Here is a 25026-nt window from a genome sequence, read left to right as displayed (position 1 = left end):
AAATGAAAGAAATTATTATATCTAACCACAGTATATCCAATAAAAAGTTGTATTTGTTCACTGCGCTTTAATGTACTTTTTTGAATTATAACTATACATAAACTATATAAATTAAAAATATCAAAATTAATCATCATTGACTTCAAACACTAGAATGAAGGTTAAATACAAACTATTTTCATTATTTTGTATTGAAAACTATAATTTTCAAATTATTTTATATAATTAAAATAGTATCTTACCAGAATATTAAATAATCCCCATTTTAGGCATTTGAATTTGTTTTACTTTTTGAATTATTTTAATTTATCCATTAAATTTAATGCAATATTTTTAGCTATATTCTAATTATTTTTATATGTATGGATTTTTAATATTTTTTATTTATTTTTTGGAAATATTAGTAAGTTAATAAAATCAAATCAGTCTTTTTTATGCTTTTTGGGATAATCAAAAAACAAAGCGCGGTTTTCATGCTCTTTGATATTTTTAAAAGGGGATTCAAATTCTATGCAAAATATCCCACAAGTAGGGATGTTGCCTATTGCAGCATCGCTTAGAAGTTCGCAAATTTCAGTTATAGTGTCGTTGTGCGATACGATAAATACGCTATTTAGCTTATCATCAAGTTCTCTTATAAACTCAAGCATATCACTCACGCTAGCCTCGTAAAACATATCTACAAATTCTATCTTGCCTTTAAATTTAACCGCATCAGCCATTTTATTAGCGGTTTTTGCACAGCGTTTTGCAGGGCTTGAAAAGATCGTATCTACCCTCACTTTATGCTTTTTAAGTCTATCGCACATCAAAGCCAGATCTTTCTTGCCTCGTTCGTTTAGATCGCGCTCAAAGTCGTTTTCATAGTCTTTTTGAGCTGCTTTAGCATGCCTTATAAAGTAAATTTTTTTCATATTCACTCCTATTTATACGCCCTATTTTTGGCTATTTGCTTGATGCACTCTATCTCTAAAGCACTAAATCCGGACTTTAATCTAGCCTCTTCGTTTAGCTCTCTGGTTTGTAAAAATGAATTTGGATAAATTCTCTGAACGATAGCGATATATTCGCTTGGATCGATGTTTCTTCGCTCACACTCAAATTTAAACCACCTATCGCCTTTGCTTACGTGTGAAATTTCTTCGTCTAAAATCACTTGCAAAATTTCTTTTAAATCGGCTTTCGTATGGTCATTTTCAAGTTTTTTAAGCATAAAAGCGTTTGCGTCAAGTCCGTTTGCCTCCATATATCTTGGAAGCACAGCCATACGCTCAAGAAGAGAATTTTCAGTCATCTTAAGCGCTACAAAAAGTCCGTTATGCACCTGCATATCGCCGTATTTCACTCCAAAATTTTGCATATATTTTTCTATCATCTTAAAGTGTCTTATCTCGTCTTCAGCCACTTCAAGCCAGTCGTCATAATACTGCTTAGGAAGCCCTCGGAAGCGATAAGCCGCATCAAGCGCTATATCTATGGCGCTATATTCGATATGAGCGATAGAGTGAAGGAAGGCTGCGTCTTTGTTTTGTTTGCTTGATTTTTTATCCAGATTTTCATCTCCACTAAGTCACAAAATTTAGCATAACTTGGCTCTTTAAGCTCTAAAATTTCGCCGTCATCGATTATCTCGTAATGCCCTACTTTGTAGCCATTATAAAATCTCTTAAATTTGGCAAATTTTTTGTCCTTGTTACCACAAAGTAAAATTTCACCAAGCTCTTTAAAAAATCTCATAAAATTCTCGCTTTCATTACAAAGTATCCTACCGCAAAGCCTATTATATGTGCATACCAAGCGACATTTACACCCATCATCAAAGGCACAAAACTCATAAGCAAAACAGCTATCAAAATACCTTTTGTATTATTTTTATCTAAAAATGCCAAGTTACCCAAAAGCACGCTTATAGCGCCACTAGCACCGACTAAATTTATAATATTATTTCCAAAAACAAATGAGTAGTATATATAGATAAAACTTAGAATTGAGGTTAAAATTCCGCCCAATATATATAAAACAGTCAATTTAAAACTGCCAAAATATCGCTCCAAAAGACCGCCAAACTGATAAAGCACAGCCATATTCATAAGAAGATGAGTTAAACTACCATGCATAAACATAGAGCTTAAAGGCTGCCATAAGAAATTTTGATCCAAAAGCAGTAAATTCAACCCAAAAACCAAATTTAAGTCACTATCTTGAATAGCGAAATTTATAAGAAAATACACTAGACAGTTAAAGGCTATCAAAAAAGAAGTTACATACAATCCAAATCCTTTTAAAAGCCTTTAAATTTTAACTCTGCCAAAGCCTGCAAATTTATTTGAGCTAAGATACGAAGAGTTGCATTTTTTACAATCTACTATATAGGAATTTATCTTTTTTCCAGCTACTTTATGTCTATTTTTTTGAGAGAAATTTATGACTCCTTTTTTGCTTTTCTTCCCGGTGTGATGTATAAATTCTATTGTTCCATCGCTATATATATCGCTTACTATGCCTATATGCGTAATTATTTTTGTCTTTTTGTAATTTTTTGTTTTGCTTGTAGTGTTGTTAAAAAATATCAAATCTCCTACTTTTGGGTTTTCATTAAAAATTAAACCTTGATCTTTATATAGATTAAAAATAGCTTCTGATTTAAGTCCGTATTTAGTATAAAACTTTTCTAGATTAACCTCTTTAAAATATATATTGTTATTTTTTTTATTTATTAAAGATACAAACCCAGAGCAGTCTTTGCCACTTTTCTTTCCAATATATTCATTTATCATTTTTGAAATATACGATGCCTTGGCTGCATAATACACTCCGGTATGATCAAATTCTGCAAATTTAATATGGCTTTGCTCATCTTTTATTTCTTCTATTGTATCTGGTGTTCGTTTTTGATCTAAATTTGGAGTTAAATAAGAGCAACCTGATAGAAAAAAGCAGCTTAACATTGTGATTAAAATAGACTTTTTAAATTTCAATTTATATCCTAAGTTTTTATTAAGCGATTAAAATTATATAGATAATTGGGTAAAAAAGGCTTTAAATGACTTAAATTTTCTTTTTATAAGTTAAATTGCGTTATAATCGCTATCTTATAAGGATTTAATTATGTTTTATTTGGAAATAGAAGGAAATAGTAAATTAAGCGGAGAGGTCGCTATAAGCGGTGCTAAAAACGCGGCATTACCGCTTATAGCATCAACGTTGATAATGAAAGATGATGTAGTACTAGAAAATATCCCAAATGTTGCAGATATAAAGACTCTTGCGACTTTACTTGTAAATTTAGGTGCGAGGTGCGATTTTTTAGACTCTCATATACTAAAAATCAATACAAACAATATAAACTCTACTAAGGCAAACTACGATATAGTCCGTAAAATGCGCGCTTCCATCTTGGTTCTTGGACCCTTACTAGCCAGATTTGGACATTGCGAAGTAAGCTTGCCCGGAGGTTGCGCCATAGGTCAGCGTCCGATAGATCTGCACTTAAGCGCACTTGAAAAGATGGGTGCAAATATCGAAATAAAACAGGGCTATGTAGTAGCTACCGCGCCAAATGGCTTGCACGGAGCCGATATTGTATTTGATAAGATTACGGTCACAGGAAGCGAAAATATCATAATGGCGGCCGCCTTAGCGCACGGCACCACACGTCTTACAAACGTAGCAAAAGAGCCTGAAGTAGTGCAACTATGCGAGGTTTTAGCAGATGCCGGAGTATATATAGAAGGGATCGGGACTAATGAACTTACTATTAAAGGTACAGGACAAAACCTTATAACCTCTAAAAATATAAGAGTAATTCCAGACAGAATAGAGGCTGGCACCTACCTTTGCGCAGGCGCTATTACAAATTCTAAAATCACAATAACAAATGCCAATGCAAATCACCTAAAGGCTATATTAACCAAATTTAATGAGATGGGCTTTGGCATAGAAATTAATGACGACAAAATAACCATACTGCCTGCGGATAAAATAAAACCGGTGGAGATAGTAACAACTGAATATCCTGGATTTCCAACCGACATGCAAGCCCAGTTTATGGCTCTTGCACTAATTGCAGACGGAGTTAGCGTCATAGATGAAAGATTGTTTGAGAACCGCTTCATGCACGTTAGCGAGCTAACCAGAATGGGTGCTGATATCAGGCTAAACGGACATATCGCAAGCGTTTACGGCGGAGTTAAGCTAAACGCGGCAGATGTTATGGCTACTGATCTTAGAGCCTCTTCAGCCCTAGTATTAGCAGCTCTTGCAAGCGATGGAACAAGCAAGGTGCATAGAATTTACCATCTTGATAGAGGTTATGAAAATTTAGAAGTAAAGCTCGCAAAACTAGGAGCTAAAATAAAAAGATTGGAAGAATAAGATGATAGTAGATGAAGCTTTAAAAACTATATTTGATAGTGTAAAATCAAGTAACAATAGCGAATTTGTAAGCATATCTATGGCGGTAGGAGAAATTTTAGCCGAGAACATAATCGCCGTAAAGGATTTGCCAGCATTTGATAACTCGGCATTAGATGGCTATGCTATGAAATTTGCAGATAAAAACAAACCTCTAAAAGTTGTAGACGCTGTTTTTGCTGGAGATAGCAAAGATACATCGATAAAAGATGGCGAGTGTATAAAGATAATGACTGGTGCAAAAATGCCAAAAGGTGCAGACACTGTGGCTAGACTTGAGGATGTCGTTATAGAAGATGAAAAAGTCATAGTAACCGATAAAACAAGAGCTTATGATGCATTTAGGCATAGAGGAGAAGAGGTAAAAGCAGGAGATGAGCTGATTAGCGCAGGCACCAGACTTGCTCCGGCTCATATAATGATGCTTGCAGCTCAAGGCATCTCTCGTGTAAAAGTATTGATAAAGCCAAAAATAGGCATTTTCTCAAGCGGAGATGAGATAATAGAACCTTGGCAAACAGCCGATGAGAATCAAATTTATAACGCAAACGCCGAAGCAATAGCCGCCATACTGTCAAATTTCGGTTTCAAAAGTAGTTATTTGGGGATAATAAAAGATGATTTAAACGAGACTATAAATTCGTTTCAAAATGCAAATTTTGATGTGATTATTTGTTCTGGTGGGGCTAGTAAAGGCGAAGCTGACTATATGAAAACTGCCCTACTTTCGCTTGGTTTCAAAGAACTTTTTGAACATATAAATGTTAGACCTGGTCGCCCATGCAAGGCATACTCTAAAGATTCAAAATTAGTTTTTATACTTCCTGGAAATCCTATGGCAGCCTTTTTACTCGCATTTTTGCTTGTAGTGCCATTTTTAAACGGCAAAAATTTGATGCAAGTTGAAGCGGAAGCCTATCAGGATCTAAAGATAAAGTCCGGACGTCAGAATATAGTATTAGGAACACTAAAAGATGGTAAATTTCATATAACAGATAACAATAAATTTGGTTCAGGTATGATATTGCCTCTAGTAAAAAGTAACGCCATCTACCTTTCTGACTTCGATCAAAACGAGATAAAAAAAGGTGATAAGATTTTTATTTATAAAATTTCTTGACAAACGGTGATGATTTTGATAAAATTGCGACTTCTTATCTGCGGGAATAGCTCAGGGGTAGAGCACAACCTTGCCAAGGTTGGGGTCGCGAGTTCGAATCTCGTTTCCCGCTCCATTTTTTTCACTCTATTTTTTCCGATTTTTTTATTTGCAAATTCCATCATACTAAATCCGATGTATTGCATCGATAATGACGCTATCACACTTAAAACACTAGGCTTTAACAGCAAAGACGCAGAAATTTTAAATTTAAACCAGCAAAAAGCAGCCAAAATAAACTCAAGCAAAATGGCTGAAATTTTAAAATTTCATCTCATAAATTTTACCGATAGAAGCGGTGGAGAGATGATCTTCGTGAAAGATTGCGATGAAATTTTAAAGCTTCAAAAAGATTTTTTAAGCGCGGTAGTAAGCGAATATCCGCAGATAAAATTTAACCAAATTCCGATTATAACCCCGCAAAACGAGCTTCCAAAAGATTTTTCAACATATAAATTCGAAAAACTTTTCATAAACTCTCTCAACAGCCAAAAAGGAAGCTTTAGAGCTACTTTTTTCCTGCCAAATGATAGCATTAAGAGCCTGTTTTTCAGATACGAATTTAAGGCTAAAATGCCTATTTTAAGAGCAGGTAAGCAAATTTCCATTAGACACATCTTAAGTGTGCTTGATTACCGTTTGGATGAGATTGATTTTAGCGAGTTTTCAAAAGATTATTTTACCGATATTCCAGTTTCAAAGATGATCTCAAAACAAAACATAAAAGCAGGCGAAATTCTTGCAAAAAGGCAGTTTCAAATGCTTTCGATGATAAAAAAAGGAGATAACATCCAAGCCGTTTTTAACGACGGATCACTAAATGTAAGTATAGAAGTAAGAGCCTTGGAAGACGGAAATTTAGGCGATGTGATAAAAGTTAGGGGCAGAGATAAAAAGGTATTTTATGCTACAATAATTTCAAAAAAACAGGTGCTAATCAGATGAGAAAAATTCTAGTAGGTATTAGCGGGGCAAGTGGCGTAAATTTGGGCGTTAAGCTTGCTAACAAGATAGCTAAAACAAGCGAGTGCCACGTCGTCGTAAGTAAGAACGCTAAACTTGTGCTTGAAAAAGAGCAAAAGCTAAATTTATCTATCAAAAACGCTAAAATTTACGATGAAAGCGATATCTCAGCAGCCGTAGCTTCAGGATCATTTGGCATAGAAGCTAGCATCATAGCGCCCTGCTCTATAAACACATTAGCAAAAATTCATGCAGGATTTAGCGACACTTTGCTAACTCGCGCGGCCGCAGTTGCGCTTAAAGAGCGAAGGAGGCTAATCCTTGGTATTCGCGAGATGCCATTTTCTACGATCGCACTTGAACATATGGCAAAGCTTTCAAATATGGGCGTTATCATTGCGCCGCCTATTTTAGGATATTACGCCGATATAAAAAGTGTAGAAGATATGGAAAATTTCATCATCGGCAAGTGGCTTGACGGGCTTGGCATAGAAAATCAAATTTATAAAAGATGGGGCGAAGAGTGAAAAAATCTTGCATATATCCGGGAACCTTTGATCCGATCACAAACGGACACATCGACGTTATCAAGCGTGCAACAAGGATTTTTGACAAGGTTATCGTAGGGGTTGCAAAAAGTGAGAGCAAGCAGCCGTATTTCGATATCCAAAAGCGTGTTGAGATGGCTAAGATCGCAACTGCGAATTTAAAAAATGTAAGCGTTATCAGCTTTGATAATCTGCTTGTGGATTTTGCCAAGAGTCACGATATAAACATCGTTATACGTGGGCTTCGCGCAGTTAGTGACTTTGAGTACGAGCTTCAGATAGGCTACGCAAACGCCACTCTTTGGGATGAGTTTGAGACGGTTTATCTTATGCCAAGTCTTAAAAACGCCTTTATATCAAGCTCTATCGTGCGCTCGGTTTTAAGGCATAATGGCGATGTGAGCAAGCTTGTACCAAATGAAATTTTAGAAATTTTAAAGGAAAAAAATTAGATGTATGTGCTGTTTGAAGGGGTTGATGGAGTCGGCAAAAGCACTCAGATAAGAAGAGTTGCGAAATTTTACAAAAACTCCGTTATCACTCACGAGCCCGGTGGAACGAAGCTTGGCGAGAAGCTAAGAGAAATTTTGCTTGGCAAAAACTCGCTTAGCAAAGAGGCTGAAATTTTGCTATTTTTAGCCGATCGTGCCGAGCATTTTGATAAAATTATAAGCAAAAACGAAGATAAGATAGTTTTAAGCGATAGAGGATTTGTATCGGGCATGGCTTATGCCATGGCAAATGAAAGCCGTGCGGGCAAAGCCTGCGATGAAGCGTATGTACAAAAACTGTTTAAGTTTAATAAATTTGCCCTGAGGGGCAATCTGCCTGATAAGATAGTGTTTTTTGAGGCAAATTTAGAGCTTTTAAACTCTCGCGTTTTTTCTCGCAAGCTTGATCATATAGAAAGTCGCGGGGCGGATTATCTGCTAAACGTACAAGAGTGCATGAAGCGCGTTTTAGGCTTGCTTGATATAGAAATTTTAACTATAAACGCAAGCGATGAGATGGATAAAATAACAAATTTGATAAAGGAATTTATAGATGATTAGCGCATTAAGAGGGATGAAAGATCACCTGCCTCCAAGCGGGCAAACCTACGAATATATCATTAAAATTTGCGAAGAGGTGGCGAAAAACTACGGATATAGCTTTATCATGACGCCTCACCTTGAGCAAACCGCGCTCTTTAGGAGGAGTGTGGGCGAAAGTAGCGATATCGTAGGAAAAGAGATGTATCAGTTTATCGATAAAGGCGAAAATGACGTCTGTTTGCGACCCGAAGGAACTGCTGGAGTCGTGAGGGCTTTTATCGAAGCGAAATTCGATAAGGCGGGAGGTGTGAGAAGATACTTTTATCATGGCTCAATGTTTCGTTACGAGCGCCCGCAAAAGGGACGCTTAAGAGAGTTTCATCAGTTTGGCTGTGAGTGCTTTAACGAGCCAAGCGTCTATGAGGATGCGAGCATTATTTTGATGATAGATGAAATTTTTGCCAGACTAAACATAAAAACCACTCTTAAGATAAATTCGCTAGGAGATAGCGAGTGTATGCCGGCTTACCGCCAAAAGCTGGTTAAATTTTTAGATGAGCATGAAGCTGAAATTTGCGAGGATTGTAAAAGACGCAAACTTACAAATCCTATCCGAGTGCTTGACTGCAAAGAGCAAAAATGCCAAGAAATTTACAAAGATGCTCCTTTAATAATCGATAATTTAAGCGCAGAGTGTAAGGCTGATTTTGATAAATTGCAAGAAATTTTAACGGCAAATGGCATAAAATTTGAGATAGATTCAAGGCTTGTGCGCGGGATTGACTACTACTGCAAAACAGCTTTTGAGTTCATAAGCGACGAAATAGGAAGCCAAAGTGCGGTCGCAGGCGGCGGAAGATATGATAAACTGGTCGAGTATCTAGGCGGCAAAGCAAGCTATGGGGTCGGCTTTGCTATGGGTATCGAGCGGATAATGGAAATTTTAAGCACGAGAGAGGCTAGCGCCAAACGCGAAGGAGTTTATATCTGCGCACTTGATGAAGTGGGACTTGAACACATTTACAACTTCGGCATAAATTTAAGAAAAAAATATAAAACTGAGATAAGCTACGAAGCTAGAAATTTGCAAAAACATCTTAAAAACGCAGACAATAAAAACTGCGAAATTTTCCTCTGTATGGGCGAAAATGAGCTAAAAGAAGGTAAAATTTGGTACAAAAATTTAAGCACAAAAGATGAACGCGTGCTAAATTTAGACGAACTTCAAGGAGTGCTAGGTGAATAACTACGGTTTAAATTTATGGGGCGATTCAAATTTCGTCATTGAAAACGGCAAGGTCTGCATAAATCACGGCTCAAAGCATGCGATCATCGACATCGTAAAAGGCATCAGAGACGAAGGCTACAGAGGCCCTATGCTTCTGCGCTTTCCACACCTTATACAAAAGCAAATCGAGCAAATTTACTCAAATTTCAAATCAGCCATCAAAGAATTTAGCTACAAAGGCACTTTTAACGCCGTCTATCCGCTTAAGGTAAATCAATACCCTGGCTTTGTAAAAAACCTAGTTAAACACGGCAAAAAATACGGCTATGGACTTGAAGCGGGCTCAAAAGCGGAGCTTTTACTCGTGATGGCTTACAACAACGAAGGCGCGCCGATAACGGTAAATGGCTTTAAAGACAAAGAGATGATAAACATAGGCTTTATCGCAGCTGAGATGGGGCATAACATCACACTTACCATCGAGGGTCTTAACGAGCTTGAAGCGATAATCGCGATCGCAAAAGAGCGCTTTAAACCAAAACCAAACATCGGACTTCGCATCAGACTTCACAGTTCAGGCTCTGGAATTTGGGCTAAGAGTGGCGGTATAAATTCAAAATTTGGGCTTACATCAACCGAGCTTATTGAGGCAGTAAATTTGCTAAAAGAAGCGAATTTGCTGGATTGTTTTAATATGATCCACTTTCATATCGGCTCTCAGATAACCGAAATCCATCCACTTAAAAAAGCTCTCATAGAAGCTGGCAACATATACGCAGAACTACGAAAAATGGGGGCAAAAAATCTAAAAGCCATAAATTTAGGTGGCGGTCTAGCTATCGAGTACTCGCAGTTTAAAGAAAACTCAAGCCGTAACTACACCCTAAGCGAATACGCAAACGACGTGGTTTACCTGCTTAAAACCATCGCAAACCAAAAAAACGAGCTTGAGCCAGATATATTTATAGAAAGCGGTCGCTTCGTAGCCGCCTCTCACGCTGTGCTCGTTGCGCCCGTGCTTGAGCTATTTTCTCAGGACTACACAGAAGAAAAGCTTGCTCTTAAAAAGAAAAATCCTCAGCTCATAACCGAACTGGTCGATCTTCTAAACACGATAAAAGCGTCAAATGCGATGGAGTATCTGCACGATAGCATGGATCACATGGAGAGCATTCTTACGCTCTTTGACTTGGGATATGTTGATCTGGTTGACCGCTCAAATGCTGAAATTTTAACTCACCTTATCATCAAAAAAGCAGTAAAAATGCTTGGAACTAAGCAAAATAACCCAGAGCTTTTAAAACTACAAGAAGAGGTGCAAGAAAGATACCTGATAAATTTCTCGCTCTTTCAGTCGCTGCCTGATTTTTGGGGTTTAAAACAAAATTTCCCTGTCATGCCGCTTCACAGACTTGATGTGCGCCCTACCCGCTCGGCATCGCTTTGGGATATCACCTGCGATAGCGACGGGGAGATTGGATTTGACGATGAGTTTAACCCTCTGTTTTTACACGATATAGATGTAGAAAAAGAGGAGTATTTTTTAGGATTTTTCATGGTTGGAGCTTATCAGGAAGTGCTTGGAATGAGGCATAATCTCTTTACGCACCCAACCGAAGCTACGATAGAGATAGATGAGAGCGGATACAAGGTTGTTCACCTGCTTGAGAGCCAATCAATCCTTGATATCATGGAGGATCTTGACTATGACATCTATGAAATTCAAGACACGCTAAGCGAGCGAATCGAGAAGTCAAAACTGGTAAACGACACACAAAAGAAGCAAATTTTAGGTGAGATGTATCTCTTTTTAAACGACAATGGTTATCTAAAAACAATATCTTAAGCAAAAAGGAAAGACAATGTTATCAAATAGAGTTCAAGTATTAAGCGAGTCACTTACTATTGCTATTAGCTCGCTTGCTAAAGAGATGAAAGCAAAGGGAGAGGATGTGGTGAGCTTTTCAGCGGGAGAGCCTGACTTTGACACACCAAAAGCTATCAAAGATGCCGTCATAGATGCGCTAAATAAAGGATGTGGCAAATACACACCTATCCCAGGCACTCCAGAGGTACTAAAGGCGATCGCCACAAAGCTTGAGCGAGATAACGGCTTAAAATACGAGCCAAGTCAAATTATTACAAATGTCGGCGCAAAACACTCGCTTTTTAATATCTTTCAAGCTTTAATTGATGTAGGAGATGAAGTTATAATTCCAAGCCCTTACTGGGTAAGCTATCCAGAGATGGTCAAATTTAGTGGCGGAACCCCAGTATTTATAGAGACATGTGAAAAAACAAAATTTAAGATAACACCTGATCAACTAAAAGCAGCTATAACTCCAAAAACTAAAATTTTAGTTTTAAGCAGTCCAAATAATCCAACAGGCGCAATATATAGCCGCGAAGAGTTATTGGCTCTTGGGGAAATTTTAAAAGGAACCAAAATAATAGTAGCAAGCGATGAAATTTACGAAAAGCTTAGCTACGATGCGCCATTTACTGCTGCAGCAAGCGTGAGTGATGATATGTTTAAGCGAACTATCACGATCAATGGACTTAGTAAGTGCGGAGCTATGCCAGGCTGGCGCTTTGGCTATATGGCCAGCGTTATACCTGAGCTAAACAGTGCCGTAAAAAAACTACAAAGCCAAAGCACAAGCAATATAAGCTCAATAGTGCAAGCAGGTGCCATAGCAGGGCTTTTAGGCAAGGCTGATGATGACGTAGAGATGATGAAAAATGAATTTATAAAAAGAAGAGATGTCGCATGCGATATGATAAATGCGATAGATGGGCTAAGTGTTGTTAAGCCTGAAGGGGCGTTTTATCTATTTATAAACTGCTCAAAGATTGAGCCTGACTCTATGAAATTTTGTCGCCGCTTACTTGAAGAGGCGAAAGTAGCTTGCGTTCCCGGAGTCGGATTTGGTATGGACGGATACTTTAGACTAAGCTTTGCTACAAGTATGGAAAATATCATAAAAGGCATAAGTAAAATTGGGGAATTTGTCAAAAATTACTAATATTTAAAGATGCAAAATGACCAATGTAACTATAAATGGCGCAAATTTTAAAATTCAATCCAAAACTATGGATGAGCTTAAGAGTGAAATTTTTAGCAATAAAGAGCTATATCAATTTTTAAAGAAATTTAGTGCTGAAAATCCGGATATCTTTATAATCAATGGCTTTGCAACCAGTGAAAATTTAGATATAAAAGATGGTGCAAATATTGTGCTCATAAAACGCGGAGTTATGCCTGAATCTGGAATTTTACGTTCTATGATAGAGGCTAGAAACACGCCTGAACTAAATGACGCGCTCAAACATAGTTGCATTGGAGTAGCCGGACTTGGTGGACTTGGATCCAACATAGCTATTAGTCTGGCACGCGTAGGGGTTGCTAAGCTTGTACTCGTTGATTTTGACGTGGTTGAACCTAGCAACCTAAACCGCCAACATTACTTTATAAAACATATCGGAATAAAAAAAGCTGAAGCTTTAAAAAGTATGATTAGCGAAATTAATCCGTTTGTAAATGTAATTACTCATGATATTTTTTTAGATAGCTCAAATGTCGCGGAAATTTTTGCACCATGTCCCATAATTTGCGAAGCCTTCGATAATGTGGCAAGTAAAACTATGATAGTAAACGAAGCCGGAGCGAGTTTAAAGGATAAGCAAATTATCGCAGCATCTGGAATGGCGGGATATCATAGTTCAAATTTAATAAAAACAATAAAATTTGCTAAAAATGTTCATATATGTGGTGATCTAAACAACGCCGCAAAAGTAGGACAAGGACTAATGGCACCGCGCGTAGCGATTTGCGCTAACCACCAAGCAAACCTTGCAATCCGCCTTATGATGAATTTAGAGGCATAATCAATTAAGTCTTTTACACAATGTAAAAGGCTTAATTTTTCTACTTTTTAAAAAACCTTAATATCTTAGCTTGTATTTTGAAAAACTCGCCAAGCTCCATTATAGGATAAGCTCCTGCGTATTTCTTGCCGCCTTCGATATCCTTGCTTACTCCGCCTCTTGCTGCGATCCGAGCGAAGTCGCCGACTTTAATATGTCCTACTGTGCCGCTTTGTCCACCCATTACGACGTTTCTACCTAGCTTACTTGAGCCTGCAAGACCGGTTTGCGCTACTATTAAGCAGCCCTGCCCTAGCTCGCAGTTATGGCCTATCTGCACAAGGTTATCTATCTTTGTGTGGCGCTTGATGATGGTTGACTCAAACACTCCACGATCTATCGTCGTGCACGCGCCTATCTCTACAAAATCCTCTAAAATCACGTTTCCGTTATGATAAATTTTTATATGCTCGCCCGTTTTTGTGTGCGCATAGCCATATCCATCCGAACCTATAACCGCATTTGCGTTTATGTGGCACTTATCGCCGATCACGCAGTCGTTATACACAACTACATTTGGATGCAAGATGCAGTTTTTGCCAACCTTTACGTTATCACCTAAAAACACTCCAGGCATTAGCACACTACCCTCGCCTACTACTACGCCAGAGCCTATATATACGTTTTGCATTACTTTGGCACTCGGTGAAATTTGAGCCTCTTTTGGCGAGCTTGCAAAAAGCTCTTTTGCAAAAAATTTGCTTAAAATCGCAAAAGCCAAATGCGCGTTTTCCACGACTATCGCGTGCATATTTGCAGGCACAAACTCCTTTAAATTTTCACCTACTAGTATCACTCCGGCCTTAGAATTTGCGATAAATTTGGCATTTTTTTCGCCGTCACAATAGCTTAGCTCGCTACTTTTTGCATTAGCTAGCGAATTTAGCGCCGTTATCTCACGCTCGTCACCTTCAAATTTCAGCTCTAAAATCTCATAAATTTCACTTAATTTCATCACATATCCATAAGCACCGATCCACCGCAAACGATGTCGATCGGATTGTATTTTTTGATGGCTTTTAAGAAATTTTTCACTCTAATCGTATCGTCAGCCACCATAACAACGATAAAATTTTCATTTGTGTTCGCAACTATGCCGTTATAAGCCTTAAGTATCGCGTCAAGTCCGCCGAAATTTTCACTCAGCGGAATTTTTACAAGCGCCATCTCTTTTTCGACAAATTCGCCCGTTTCTATAACCTTATAAGTAGGTATGAGCTTGTGAAGCTGCTTTACGATCTGCTCTAACACCTTCTCATCGCCCACCGTTACGATACTAAGGCGAGATAAATTTGTCTCAGGTATCGGCGCAACGGTAAGAGTGTCGATATTATACCCACGCCCTGCAAAAAGCCCGGAAATGCGCGAAAGCACGCCGTGTTCGTTAAGAACGATGACTGAAATTACTCTTCTTATACTCATCTTCATTCCTTGCTTTTTAATATCATATTATATATAGCAGCCCCCGCAGGCACCATAGGAAGCACATCTTCAAAGCGATCGACTCTAACATCAAGCATAGCTATCTTGCGAAGCCTTATCGCCTCTTTTAGCGCCTTTCTAAACTCATCTTTCGTGTGACAGACAAACCCTACTCCGCCAAAGCCCTCTACGATCTTTACGAAGTCAGGTTGCACGCTAAGATCGGTTGAGGAGTAGCGTTTCTCGTAAAAAAACGTCTGCCACTGGCGCACCATGCCCAAAAAGTTGTTGTTTAGGATGATGTTGATAACCGCGATGCCATTTTCTACGGCAGTCATTAGCTCTTGGATATTCATTAGGATTGATCCGTCACCTGTAAAATTTATGACCGTTTTTTTAGGATCTGCACACTTTGAGCCAATCGCCGCAGGCAGACCGTATCCCATCGTGCCAAGCCCGCCGCTAGTTATGAGCTGTCTTGGTCGCGAAAACGGATAAAACTGCGCCGCCCACATCTGGTGCTGACCTACGTCGGTTGATATTATCGTATCATCGCCCGCTATCTTGGCAGTCTCTTCTATAACCCACTGCGGCTTTAAAATTTCATCGCTATCGCTGTATGCAAGCGGATTTAGCTTGTCGTAGCGAGAGAGGATATCTTTCCAGTCTTTGATATTTTCAGGGTTTACTTCGACCTTTTCTATGAGCTCTTCAAGGACGAAATTTAGATCACCAACTATCGGAAAATGCGCGTTTACTATCTTTGAGATCGAGCTTGGATCGATATCCACGTGAATTATCTTTGCGTATCTTGCAAATTCGCTTAACTTGCCCGTTATCCTATCATCAAACCTCGCTCCAAGCGCGATAAGTAGGTCAGTCTCACTTAGCGCCATATTTGCAGCATAGCTTCCGTGCATACCTGCCATCGCAAGTAAATTTTCATCATCATGAGCCAAAACTCCAAGCCCCATGAGAGTCTCTATCGCAGGAATTCCAGTCTTCTTAGCAAATTTTCTCACAAGCTCACTGGCATTTGACGCTATCACTCCACCACCTAGATAAAGTAGCGGTCTTTTTGCCGCTGATATCGCTTCGGCAGCCTTTTTGATCTGCTTTGCGTTGCCTTTGTATGTAGGCTTATAGGTTAGCATTTTTATCTCTTGTGGATAATCAAAATCGCCAATTGCAGCCGTTATATCCTTTGGTATATCCACATGCACGGGACCCGGGCGACCCGAGCGAGCGATGTAAAAAGCCTCTTTTAGAATTCTTGGAAGCTCTTCGATGCTATTTACTAAGTAGTTGTGTTTCACACAGGGGCGAGAAATTCCCACCGCGTCGATCTCCTGAAAGGCATCAGTGCCTATGAGCGAGCTTGCGACCTGACCGCTTATAAGCACGATAGGAATGCTATCAGAATACGCCGTAGCAAGCCCTGTAACGGCATTTGTAAATCCGGGACCACTCGTTACAAAAGCCACTCCGACCTTGCCGCTTGCTCTTGCGTAGCCGTCAGCTGCGTGAACGGCAGCTTGCTCGTGGCGCACTAAAATATGCTTAAAATACCTTTGCTTGTAAGTTTCATCATAGATGTTAAGCGCCGCACCGCCAGGATAGCCAAAAACTATCTCAACACCCTCTTTATGTAATGCTTCGCTAATCATCTGCGAACCTGAAATCCCTTTTATCATAAGAGTCCCCTGTGAGAATTTAAACTATATTATAAGGTTATTCGCTTTAAAAAGGCGTAAAGAACGAAATATTAATTTAATTTAAAATATCAATTTGTTACTTTTCCGATAATACTAAGCAAAAAATAGCCTACTCTTTCACATCAGAGAAGGTTAAAAAGGCCAGATAGCCTCCATAAGCTTTGATCCCCATGGCTTTCTAGTAGCCTTATCAACGTCTCCTTCGGTTTTATACAAAATTTTTGCATCAGCGATATATTTTGAGTCTATTTCATTTGAATTTGATATATCATAAGGGCGTATGACGCCGCTTAGCTGCACGATCTGCTTTTCTCCGTTTATAAGAAGCTCTCTTGAACCCTCGATAAAGTAGTTTCCGTTTTCAAGAACCTTGATAATACGTGCAGAGATCGTAGTTTTAAAACTTTCGGTTCTGCTATTTGATGCGGCACCACTAAATTCATTACCTCCGCCTGCACTAAAACCTATATCGCCAAGTTTGTTTAGCTGATTTGCTACTGTAGATAGTGGGGCTGAGCCGGCGCTAAATACACCTCCTGAGAGCTTTATCGTGCTATCTTTATTGGTATTTCTTTTACCGCTCGAGCTTTGATTTGCGCTTTCACTTATTATTACGGTTACTATATCATTGACATTCATGGCCTTTCTATCTGAAAAAAGCGGATTATCTCCCCTTCCAAATAGACTTCCCGTATTTGGCTGATTATTTATCTGCTTTGCCGGCAACTGCTCTACATATACCGGAGGCTTCATATCTATCTTAGGATCTGCACTTGGTACGCAACCGCTAAAAATAAGTGATACACAAACAAAGGAGAGATAAAATTTAGCATTCATAAAATTTACCTTAATCTGAATATTTATGATAAAATTAAGCAATTAAAGTTCCACTAATATTTAAGGAGAGTAGATGAAATCTAAAGGAATTTATCTAATAACTGCCAATTTTTCAAAAATTTATGAAATTATATCAGCAAAATTTAAAAATGTAACCGTATTTGAGCCGATAGGAGGTTTTGTATGCACCAAAGAGGCTGCGGTAGCATTTGAAAATGGTCATGAAAAAGAGCTTATAAAAAGCATTATAAAAGAATTTAACAGGCTGCAAAAAAAATATGATTTAGTAGTCGTTAGAGCCTTTGAAGCATTCTCAAATTTGGGGAAATTTGAGTTAAATTTACTTCTTGCCAGGCATCTTAACACTCCTGTTTTTAGTGAAAAAAATCTAAAAGCCCTAAATATCAACTCAAATTTAGTTATAAGTTCAAATTTGGACGAGGTTTTGGAAGCGCAACAGAGCATAATCACTCCTTTTAGATTTGAAAATTTACTAATAGAGACAGCAAGCAAAGACAAAAAAACCGTAGTCTTGCCAGAGAGTAACGACGAGAGAATTTTAAGAGCTAGCGAGGTTTTGATGCAAACTGGTGCTGTAAATTTAACCCTGCTTGGAGATGAGGCTATGATAAAAATTAGAGCCGAAGAGCTGGGATTGAATTTAAATGGAGTTAAATTTATAAATTTAGAAAAAAACGTATTTCAAGAGAGCTTTGCAAAGGAGCTTTACGAGCTTAGAAAGCATAAAGGAATGAGTCTGGAAAAAGCAAAAGAGCTTATCTTGGATAAGACTTACTTTGGTACTATGATGGTGCAAACCGGGCTTGCCGATGCCATGGTAAGCGGAGCTAGCACAAACACCGCAGATACCGTTAGACCGGCATTTCAAATCATAAAAACAACTCCTGATAGCCCATTGGTATCAAGCTCATTTGTAATGTGTATGGGCGAGGAAATTTTAATATATGCAGATTGTGCCGTAATCCCAAATCCGGACGCTAATGCCCTAGCTCATATAGCAATCTCATCTGCTAAAACAGCGGTTGAGTTTGGAATAGAGCCTAGAGTCGCCCTACTCTCATATGCAACCGGAAATAGCAGCGAAGGAAGTGACACAGATCTAATCAAAGAGGCAAAAAAGATCATTAACGAGCTTGAGCCAGAGCTTAAGGTTGAAGGACCGATACAATATGACGCGGCAATAGATATTGGAGTGGCTAGAAAAAAGATACCAAATAGTGAGGTAGCGGGACGCGCCAATGTCTTTGTATTTCCAAACTTAAATTCAGGTAATATAGGCTATAAAATCGCCCAAAGAAGCGGTCATTGTATAGCCATAGGACCGATTTTACAGGGATTAAAAAAACCGGTAAATGACCTAAGTAGAGGATGTTTGGTGGATGACATCATAAATACGGTTTTAATAACAGCAATACAAGCAGGAGAGAAAAAGTGAAAATTTTAGTCTTAAATTCGGGTAGCTCATCTATAAAATTTCAGCTTTTTAACATGAAAGACAATCATGTCATAGCAAGCGGACTTATCGAAAAAATAGGCGAAAATAGCTCATACGCCAAGCTAAAAGATACGGCTAAAGATAGGATATATGAGGAAAATTTAGCTATCAAAGATCACCACGAGGGACTTGAGGTGATGACAAGTCTTTTTGTGGCTTCAAATATACTGCACGATCTAAGCGAGCTTGACGGAATAGGACACAGGATAGTGCACGGCGGAGAGAGTTTTACAGAGTCTGCTTTGGTAAATAAAGATGTGATCACTAAAATAGAGCAAAACTCAATACTCGCCCCGCTTCATAATCCTGGACATCTAGCCGGCATAAGAAACGCCATGCAAGAGAGCGGCGAAAAGGTGCCTCATGTGGTTGTGTTTGATACGGTTTTTCATCAGACAATGCCTGAATATGCCTATAGATATGCCCTACCTTACGAGCTTTGCAAGCGCTTACATATCCGCAGATACGGCTTTCACGGCACATCACACCACTATGTGACAAAGACTGCCGCACAAATGCTTGACATAGATTATAGTAAATTTAACGCCATCTCGCTTCACCTTGGCAACGGCGCTTCTGTTTGTGCTGTTCAAAATGGCAAAAGTGTGGATACTTCCATGGGGCTTAGTCCGCTTGAGGGGCTTATAATGGGCACAAGAAGCGGCGATATGGATCCTGCGATTATAACCTATCTGCTAAATTTAGGCGAACTAAAGGCTGATGAGATAGATGCCTTTTTAAACAAAAAGAGCGGACTGTTAGGAATTTGTGGCTCAAACGATATGAGAGAGGTAGTTGCAAAGATGGAACACGATGAAAGGGCTCACCTGGCCTTTGAGATGTTTTGTTACCGCATTAAAAAATATATCGGTGCTTATTATGCAGTACTTGGGCGCGTTGATGCGCTTATATTTACAGGTGGCATCGGCGAAAACGCTCCATACAGTAGAGAGAAAGTTTGTGGAGATTTGGCGCATCTTGGCATAAAGATAGATCACGAATTAAATTTCGCCAAAGCAAGCGGAGCTAGGTGTATAGACGCTGACAAAGCATTGATAAAAACATTAATCATCCCTACAAATGAAGAGCTTGAGATAGCGCTTGAGACAAAAAGAGTTATAGAGTCTTCTAAAAAATAGATCACACAAATACATATAATTTTACATAAAATAAATTTAGGCTAGCCAAATAAGCTAGCCTAATGTCCGTAAAGAGCTAAATTTTATAGATATTTGCAGGTAACGCTTGTCTTGCGCAGGTGCCTACAAGCCAGTCGTTAAGGCTAAATTTGCCCTTGCGTTTTGGATCAAGCAGACCAAGTAGGTTGTGGTTTATACCCACTTCTGTTCCTTCTATCCTGAGTGCCGGTTTGCCGTCTATATAGTGAGTTCTGGCACCAAATTCAGTATGTCCAAAGCCGTGTTCAAGGCTTATAATGCCTTTTGCAACGCCGTTTGTTACAAACGCCGTGCCTTTTGCGCTTGCGTATGGAGTTACGACTTTAACCTCATCGCCCGTTTTGATATCCTGCTCTTTTGCTATATCTTCGCTGATACGCACGAAATTTACGGGATGTATGCTTCTCATCCTATCGCTCATTATAGTGTAGTAGTGCTGCGCGTTTGATTTTTTCGAGCTTACCAGATACTTCCACTCGGATTTCGGGAAGAATTTTTCAAGAGGAGTTCCGTCGCTTGCCACAGGCTTCATCAGCGTAGGAGTTCCCGGCATGTATTCGCCCGTGATAGAGTGGCGATGTCCGCCAAGCGGCTCGTAGTATATCGAGGCGGGATTTGGCGCAGGCACTTTTACAGTCGCTTTATCGCCCTTATAAGCCGTGACGTAGTCGTCGTATCTTCCGCCTTTTGCAAGTACGTGAGCGACCTTTGCCACCTCTTCTTTTTTAAGGTATTTTTCTATCTTTGGCATAACTCTGTGAATTTTACTAAGCTCGGCATCTTCTTTGCTAATGTCGCTTACCGCTTCGCCGTCAAAGGCTAAATTCGCAAGTGCGGCAGCATAAAACTGCTCTTTAGTGTCAAGATCCATAGCATTGCCGTCTTTATCCTTAAAGGCACCCTTGCCAAAGCCTTTTAGCCCAAGCTTTTTAGCGATAGTTATATAAAAGAGCTCCACATCTATCGGCGTGCCATTTTTATCCTTATCTTGTCTTGGAGTTACCGCAGGATAGCGCACGACTGAAGTTTTAGTTATAGTTCCCCAAAGTGCGTTTGGCATACCCCAGTTTTCTAAATTTAACCCGTCAGGCACGATATAGTCGGCATAGGCGTTAGTTTCGTTCATAAACGCGTCTATACCGATGAAAAGCGGCAGATCACGGCTATCTTTTAGAGAGTCTTTCACTGCCGTTTCAAGCCCCGCTTGTCCGTAGATGACGTTTGTCATGTAGTTGATGAAAATTTTAGCTTTATAAGGATATCCAACCGCATGACTTGTAAGAGTTTCGTTGATAAGCGGCATAGAGATAGGATACCAAGGTTGCTGTGCAGGATAGCCCGTGCCACCTGCTGCGACCTTGCGCTTAAACTCAGAGCTTGTCTCGTAGTATTTGCCCGAGCGGGATAAATTCACACCGCTTGGCTTATATGCGCCCTCAAATTTCTCAAGCTCATATCTGCCGCTCATAAATTTATGCGTGCCTGCGCTTGCGTTTACGTTTCCACCCTTGTAGCCGTAAGTTCCCATAAGCGTATTTAGACAAAGTATCGCGTAAGTGCTCATTGCGGCTTGCGTGTGCATCATGCCGCCGTGCACGTTCGTGCTTACTTGGCGACCGTTTTTTGTGAAATTTTCACAAAGCCAAAGTATATCATCCATACTCACGCCGCAAAGCTCCGAATACTCTTTCATAGTGTGCTTGAAGGCTGACTCTTTAAGAAGCTGCATAGAGCTTTTTACGGCTACTTTTTCGCCGTTTATGTCTATCTTGCCTTTATAGTAGAGCTTAGCAGGCTCATTTACTTTATAGCTTTGGATTTTACCGCTTTGGGAGCATACTTGCCACTCGTCATTAATTCGCGCAAATTTGCCGTAGTCTTTATGTCCTTTTTGAGTTATGACTAGGTGAGTTGCGTTGCACCAGTGAATTTCGCCTGCTAGCTTGGCTTGCTCTAAATTCGGCTGGATGAGGTAGTTTGTAGCGTATTTTTCATTTTCGATTATCCATCTTATCATCGCCATAGCAAGCGCTGAATCCATGCCAGGCTTTATGCCTATCCAGCGAGCCTTATCGCTTGTGGCGTATTTGATAGAATTTGAAACCGTCGGATCGATGACAGCGTAAGTAAATCCGTTGTCCGAACTTCTTGCATAAGATACCATCTTAGCTTGCTTTTGGAAAGGATTTCCGCCATTGCCGGGTGCCGTTCCCCAGTAAATGCTAAATTTAGAGTGCTCGTAATCAGGCTTAGTATGAGCAAATCCACCCGCATTGTGAGCTATCTTACCACCCGCTCTAAATCCGCCGCCGCAAATTCCTCCGTGCGAGTAGTGATTAACGGTGCCAAATGACTTTTTCATAAATCTATCAACAATATCGCTTCTGCCGTCATATAGATAAAAGCTTAAGAGCTGGTTGCGTTTGGTGCCGTATTCGGGATTTTCGGGATCGATTAGCTCATCGGAGTAGATAGCGCGAAGTCCGTCCACGTGTCCTTCACCAAAGAGATCTCCACCCTCGACAACCTCTTCTATGAGCTGCTCAAAGCTGATAGTCTGCCACTTACCCTCGCCTCTTTTGCCAACTCTTTTAAGCGGAGAGAGAATTCTAATCGGCGAATAAAGCATCTCAGGAAGCATAGCGCCCCTAACGCAAACGGTAGCTCGCTGATCGTCATTGCCGCTTCTGGTTGTAGCTATTAGCGCGTCGTTTATAGAGGTGTTATAAGGCATCCAGTGGAAATTTGCAAGCGGATGGAAAGGATTTCCCACAGAGCGAAGAACGCGATCGTTTTTATCGTCTATATGAAGCCTAAGACCACATTTTGTAGTGCACCCGTGACACATAGAAAACACTATCGAGTGCCCTTCATTCATCACGACTTTACCGTCTATTACTTTAAATTCCGGCTCATGAGAATTTCCTTGAACCTTATAATCATCTATCTTTTCATCTTTATTTGCAACGGCAGCCACAGGAAGAGCCGAGGCAATCATAGCTTTTTTAATAAAATCTCGTCTTTGCATCTTTAGCTCCTCTTAAAGCGTTATCTCTTCGTTCCAATGAACGACTCGTTTATAGCCTGCTTCCTTCTCCGCTTCTACGTCGTTTTTGGTTAAAACCTCGCTAACACAGTAGTAAAACACTTGCGGATTTGTATTTTTCGGACTATCTATAACCATAGTCTCGTGAGTTGCTAAAAATTTTCTGATATTTGAATTTGGATCGTTTAAATCGCCCATTATACGGCTTCCGCCCACACAGGTTTCCACACAGCTTGGAAGAAGTCCCGCACGAAGTCTGTGATCACAGAATGTGCATTTATCGGCTTTTAGAGTAGTCGGATTAAAGTATCTTGCGTGATACGGACAGGCCTCAACGCAAAGCGCACAGCCTATGCACTCGCTGCTGTTTATCTTAACGATACCGTTGCTTCTTTGATGACTTGCGCCGGTTGGACACATATCGATACAAGCAGGGCTTTCGCAGTGATTGCAAAGTCTTGGAAGTGAAGCCATAGCAGCTCTTTTACCGTCTTTTGCGTAAGCTTCATATTCTGAAACTATAGTTCTAAACATCCCTGCTGGAACGTCATTTTCCATAGCACAGTTCATAGTACAGGATTGACATCCGATACAGCGCGTAAGGTCTATCACCATACCAAAGCGCTCCCCTTTGCCCTCTTCAAACTTAGTCGGTGCGGCTTTTAAAGCGGTAGCCGCAACAAACAGTCCCGCAGCAGCCATAAAACTGCGACGCGAATTTTGGCTTGATTGCATCTTTTCCCCTTTATCAAAAAGTTTAAAACTTGAGAAATTTAACATAAATTAACTTAAAGTTATTGTTAAATTTAACTTTTTATTTTAATTATATTTTCAGGTGTATAAATTTGATATAATTTCCATTATCTAAAATTTCGCAAGGAAAACATTTGAAATACCCGCTTGATTGTAAAGATAGTTTTGAAAAGTCATTTCTTTTTTGGCTAACGAGATACGTTAAATTTAAACTAAGTTCGCTTTCAAACAAAGAGCTAAGAGACCCAAAAGCTCTTGCTAGCGTAAATTATTCCTTAAGCCGTAGTGTAAGGAGCATAAACGAGCTTGACGGACTTGTAAAATCAGCCAGAAACGCTGGACTTACCGGCATAAATACCTATTTTAACCCGCTTAAAAAAATTTATGAGACGCTTTGCTTTTACGAGCTTGAGAGTTTAAAACAGATAGACGAAGAGCTTTTAAGCGAAATTTTAGCTAGCACGACTGGTGGACTAAGAGATGCAAGCAAGAAAAACTACAGAATTTCGGTTATAAATTTCTTTTCGTTTTTAGATAAGCAAAACGAAGAGGACGGCAGAGCCCACATATACGATATCTCACTTAAAAACTGGGGCGGCATAAGCGGGACGCGGGGACAAAAACTGCCTGAATTTATGAGCGAAGAGGAAGTTAAGAGGTTTTTAGAGGCTATCGAAAATAGTGACTTTAAGGTAAATACAAACAGAAACAAGCTCATTATAAAGACGATAATATTTACGGGAATTCGCGTAAGCGAGGTTCTGAATTTAAAGCGCAAGGATATAACGGAAGATGGCGATTTATACACTATAAGAATTCGCGGCAAAGGCAACAAATACAGAATAGTAATGATAAAGCGCCACCTCATAGAAGCTCATCTTGACGCGATAGCGATAAACTATATAAATAAAGAAGGCTATCTCTTTATAAACAAAAAAGGTACGCGCCTAACGCAAGCTTACGTAAGCAGGATAGTGGAGCAAATTTTGTTTAAAGCCGGAATTCGCAAGGAAAAAAACGGCGCTCACATGCTTCGCCACACCTTTGCGACAATGTTATATAAAAAGCAAAAAGATCTCGTTTTAGTCCAGGAAGCACTCGGGCATGCAAGCTTAAATACATCGCGAATTTATACGCATTTTGATAGCGAGAAACTAAAGCTAGCAGCCCAAATCGCAGAGGATATGAATTTAAAAAATTAAGATAAGCTAAAGCTTAAAACAGCTTTGATTAAATTTCATTAGAAAAGCTATTTGTATCGCAAATTTTACTGCAAGTTATCGCGAC

At 39.5% G+C, this 25026-nt stretch carries 24 protein-coding genes and 1 tRNA gene; 14 read left to right on the top strand and 11 right to left on the bottom strand.

The window, feature by feature from the left end:
• Positions 1-422: 422 nt before the first annotated feature.
• From CDOMC_RS04840 to CDOMC_RS04825, 5 genes are read right to left on the bottom strand one after another with little or no spacing between them, the layout of a single operon-like run.
• A complete protein-coding gene (locus CDOMC_RS04840) occupies positions 423-914 on the bottom strand; it encodes a SixA phosphatase family protein (RefSeq protein WP_172128397.1) in 492 nt (163 codons plus the stop codon).
• A gap of 8 nt (positions 915-922) precedes the next feature.
• The gene (locus tag CDOMC_RS04835; protein WP_236861370.1) at positions 923-1492 is read right to left on the bottom strand and encodes a ferritin-like domain-containing protein; all 570 of its coding nucleotides are present in this window, start codon (positions 1490-1492) and stop codon (positions 923-925) included.
• Positions 1474-1737, bottom strand: a complete 264-nt coding sequence (locus tag CDOMC_RS10160) for a hypothetical protein (protein ID WP_236861274.1) — start codon at positions 1735-1737, stop codon at positions 1474-1476. Before CDOMC_RS10160 ends, CDOMC_RS04835 begins: the two co-directional genes overlap by 19 nt.
• Positions 1734-2270, bottom strand: coding sequence for a rhomboid family intramembrane serine protease (locus tag CDOMC_RS04830; RefSeq protein ID WP_172128396.1), 537 nt, complete (start codon positions 2268-2270; stop codon positions 1734-1736). The genes CDOMC_RS10160 and CDOMC_RS04830 overlap by 4 nt, the downstream gene beginning before the upstream one ends.
• 21 nt (positions 2271-2291) lie before the next feature.
• Positions 2292-2978 carry an NlpC/P60 family protein gene (locus CDOMC_RS04825; protein WP_172128395.1) on the bottom strand — a complete coding sequence of 229 codons (687 nt, stop codon included), beginning with the start codon at positions 2976-2978 and terminating at the stop codon, positions 2292-2294.
• Positions 2979-3108: 130 nt separating this feature from the next.
• On the opposite strand from CDOMC_RS04825, the gene murA reads away from it, so the two are divergent.
• From murA to thiF, 11 genes are all read left to right on the top strand, one after another.
• Positions 3109-4374 (top strand): UDP-N-acetylglucosamine 1-carboxyvinyltransferase, encoded by a 1266-nt coding sequence (gene murA / locus CDOMC_RS04820; protein WP_172128394.1) that lies wholly within the window; start codon positions 3109-3111, stop codon positions 4372-4374.
• Between the two features lies 1 nt (position 4375).
• Positions 4376-5533, top strand: a complete 1158-nt coding sequence (locus CDOMC_RS04815; RefSeq protein ID WP_172128393.1) for a molybdopterin molybdotransferase MoeA — start codon at positions 4376-4378, stop codon at positions 5531-5533.
• 40 nt (positions 5534-5573) lie between these two features.
• Positions 5574-5648, top strand: a tRNA-Gly gene (locus tag CDOMC_RS04810).
• A 59-nt stretch (positions 5649-5707) separates the two neighbouring features.
• Positions 5708-6517, top strand: coding sequence for a flagellar basal body P-ring formation chaperone FlgA (gene flgA / locus CDOMC_RS04805; RefSeq protein ID WP_172128392.1), 810 nt, complete (start codon positions 5708-5710; stop codon positions 6515-6517).
• Positions 6514-7062: a UbiX family flavin prenyltransferase gene (locus CDOMC_RS04800; RefSeq protein ID WP_172128391.1), complete on the top strand. Its 549-nt coding sequence runs from the start codon at positions 6514-6516 to the stop codon at positions 7060-7062. Before flgA ends, CDOMC_RS04800 begins: the two co-directional genes overlap by 4 nt.
• Positions 7059-7535: a pantetheine-phosphate adenylyltransferase gene (coaD, locus tag CDOMC_RS04795; RefSeq protein WP_172128390.1), complete on the top strand. Its 477-nt coding sequence runs from the start codon at positions 7059-7061 to the stop codon at positions 7533-7535. Before CDOMC_RS04800 ends, coaD begins: the two co-directional genes overlap by 4 nt.
• Positions 7536-8135 carry a dTMP kinase gene (gene tmk / locus CDOMC_RS04790; protein WP_172128389.1) on the top strand — a complete coding sequence of 200 codons (600 nt, stop codon included), beginning with the start codon at positions 7536-7538 and terminating at the stop codon, positions 8133-8135.
• Positions 8128-9363, top strand: coding sequence for a histidine--tRNA ligase (hisS, locus tag CDOMC_RS04785; protein WP_172128388.1), 1236 nt, complete (start codon positions 8128-8130; stop codon positions 9361-9363). Before tmk ends, hisS begins: the two co-directional genes overlap by 8 nt.
• Complete coding sequence (gene speA / locus CDOMC_RS04780) at positions 9356-11191, top strand: biosynthetic arginine decarboxylase (protein WP_172128387.1); 1836 nt, start codon at positions 9356-9358, stop codon at positions 11189-11191. The genes hisS and speA overlap by 8 nt, the downstream gene beginning before the upstream one ends.
• A gap of 16 nt (positions 11192-11207) precedes the next feature.
• Entirely contained in the window at positions 11208-12371 is a 1164-nt protein-coding gene (locus tag CDOMC_RS04775) for a pyridoxal phosphate-dependent aminotransferase (protein ID WP_172128386.1), read from the top strand.
• Positions 12372-12438: 67 nt separating this feature from the next.
• Positions 12439-13233, top strand: a complete 795-nt coding sequence (gene thiF, locus CDOMC_RS04770) for a sulfur carrier protein ThiS adenylyltransferase ThiF (protein ID WP_442861619.1) — start codon at positions 12439-12441, stop codon at positions 13231-13233.
• 40 nt (positions 13234-13273) lie between these two features.
• Here the strand turns inward: thiF and lpxD are convergent, their stop codons facing one another.
• From lpxD to flgH, 4 genes are all read right to left on the bottom strand, one after another.
• Positions 13274-14227, bottom strand: coding sequence for a UDP-3-O-(3-hydroxymyristoyl)glucosamine N-acyltransferase (gene lpxD / locus CDOMC_RS04765; RefSeq protein ID WP_172128384.1), 954 nt, complete (start codon positions 14225-14227; stop codon positions 13274-13276).
• On the bottom strand, positions 14227-14688 hold the full coding sequence (gene ilvN / locus CDOMC_RS04760) for an acetolactate synthase small subunit (RefSeq protein ID WP_170020193.1): 462 nt from the start codon (positions 14686-14688) through the stop codon (positions 14227-14229). Before ilvN ends, lpxD begins: the two co-directional genes overlap by 1 nt.
• A gap of 8 nt (positions 14689-14696) precedes the next feature.
• Positions 14697-16385 carry an acetolactate synthase large subunit gene (locus CDOMC_RS04755; RefSeq protein WP_172129650.1) on the bottom strand — a complete coding sequence of 563 codons (1689 nt, stop codon included), beginning with the start codon at positions 16383-16385 and terminating at the stop codon, positions 14697-14699.
• A gap of 156 nt (positions 16386-16541) precedes the next feature.
• On the bottom strand, positions 16542-17246 hold the full coding sequence (flgH, locus tag CDOMC_RS04750) for a flagellar basal body L-ring protein FlgH (RefSeq protein WP_172128383.1): 705 nt from the start codon (positions 17244-17246) through the stop codon (positions 16542-16544).
• Positions 17247-17319: 73 nt separating this feature from the next.
• Here flgH and pta point away from each other — a divergent pair, with 73 nt between their 5' ends.
• Positions 17320-18702, top strand: coding sequence for a phosphate acetyltransferase (gene pta, locus CDOMC_RS04745; protein WP_172128382.1), 1383 nt, complete (start codon positions 17320-17322; stop codon positions 18700-18702).
• Positions 18699-19901 carry an acetate kinase gene (locus tag CDOMC_RS04740; RefSeq protein WP_172128381.1) on the top strand — a complete coding sequence of 401 codons (1203 nt, stop codon included), beginning with the start codon at positions 18699-18701 and terminating at the stop codon, positions 19899-19901. Before pta ends, CDOMC_RS04740 begins: the two co-directional genes overlap by 4 nt.
• 76 nt (positions 19902-19977) lie before the next feature.
• On the opposite strand, the gene CDOMC_RS04735 is transcribed toward CDOMC_RS04740, so the two are convergent.
• Together CDOMC_RS04735 and CDOMC_RS04730 are read right to left on the bottom strand one after the other, a co-directional pair.
• Positions 19978-22968: a molybdopterin-dependent oxidoreductase gene (locus CDOMC_RS04735; protein ID WP_172128380.1), complete on the bottom strand. Its 2991-nt coding sequence runs from the start codon at positions 22966-22968 to the stop codon at positions 19978-19980.
• 12 nt (positions 22969-22980) lie between these two features.
• Positions 22981-23721 (bottom strand): 4Fe-4S dicluster domain-containing protein, encoded by a 741-nt coding sequence (locus CDOMC_RS04730; RefSeq protein WP_172128379.1) that lies wholly within the window; start codon positions 23719-23721, stop codon positions 22981-22983.
• Between the two features lie 152 nt (positions 23722-23873).
• Between CDOMC_RS04730 and CDOMC_RS04725 the strand changes: the two genes are divergently transcribed.
• On the top strand, positions 23874-24941 hold the full coding sequence (locus CDOMC_RS04725) for a tyrosine-type recombinase/integrase (protein WP_172128378.1): 1068 nt from the start codon (positions 23874-23876) through the stop codon (positions 24939-24941).
• Positions 24942-25026: the final 85 nt, after the last annotated feature.

The organism is Campylobacter sp. RM16192 (assembly GCF_004803855.2).
In the GTDB taxonomy this organism is placed as follows: Bacteria; Campylobacterota; Campylobacteria; order Campylobacterales; family Campylobacteraceae; genus Campylobacter_A.
This window is presented reverse-complemented; position numbering and strand designations above follow the sequence as displayed.

What these genes read in the sequence shown, in the direction of transcription:
- CDOMC_RS04840 (WP_172128397.1), bottom strand. Translation starts at nt 914, where the DNA reads ATGAAAAAAATTTACTTTATAAGGCATGCTAAAGCAGCTCAAAAAGAC.
- CDOMC_RS10160 (WP_236861274.1), bottom strand. Translation starts at nt 1,737, where the DNA reads ATGAGATTTTTTAAAGAGCTTGGTGAAATTTTACTTTGTGGTAACAAG.
- murA (WP_172128394.1), top strand. Translation starts at nt 3,109, where the DNA reads ATGTTTTATTTGGAAATAGAAGGAAATAGTAAATTAAGCGGAGAGGTC.
- CDOMC_RS04815 (WP_172128393.1), top strand. Translation starts at nt 4,376, where the DNA reads ATGATAGTAGATGAAGCTTTAAAAACTATATTTGATAGTGTAAAATCA.
- flgA (WP_172128392.1), top strand. Translation starts at nt 5,708, where the DNA reads ATGTATTGCATCGATAATGACGCTATCACACTTAAAACACTAGGCTTT.
- CDOMC_RS04800 (WP_172128391.1), top strand. Translation starts at nt 6,514, where the DNA reads ATGAGAAAAATTCTAGTAGGTATTAGCGGGGCAAGTGGCGTAAATTTG.
- tmk (WP_172128389.1), top strand. Translation starts at nt 7,536, where the DNA reads ATGTATGTGCTGTTTGAAGGGGTTGATGGAGTCGGCAAAAGCACTCAG.
- hisS (WP_172128388.1), top strand. Translation starts at nt 8,128, where the DNA reads ATGATTAGCGCATTAAGAGGGATGAAAGATCACCTGCCTCCAAGCGGG.
- CDOMC_RS04775 (WP_172128386.1), top strand. Translation starts at nt 11,208, where the DNA reads ATGTTATCAAATAGAGTTCAAGTATTAAGCGAGTCACTTACTATTGCT.
- thiF (WP_442861619.1), top strand. Translation starts at nt 12,439, where the DNA reads ATGGATGAGCTTAAGAGTGAAATTTTTAGCAATAAAGAGCTATATCAA.
- lpxD (WP_172128384.1), bottom strand. Translation starts at nt 14,227, where the DNA reads ATGAAATTAAGTGAAATTTATGAGATTTTAGAGCTGAAATTTGAAGGT.
- flgH (WP_172128383.1), bottom strand. Translation starts at nt 17,246, where the DNA reads ATGAATGCTAAATTTTATCTCTCCTTTGTTTGTGTATCACTTATTTTT.
- pta (WP_172128382.1), top strand. Translation starts at nt 17,320, where the DNA reads ATGAAATCTAAAGGAATTTATCTAATAACTGCCAATTTTTCAAAAATT.
- CDOMC_RS04735 (WP_172128380.1), bottom strand. Translation starts at nt 22,968, where the DNA reads ATGCAAAGACGAGATTTTATTAAAAAAGCTATGATTGCCTCGGCTCTT.
- CDOMC_RS04730 (WP_172128379.1), bottom strand. Translation starts at nt 23,721, where the DNA reads ATGCAATCAAGCCAAAATTCGCGTCGCAGTTTTATGGCTGCTGCGGGA.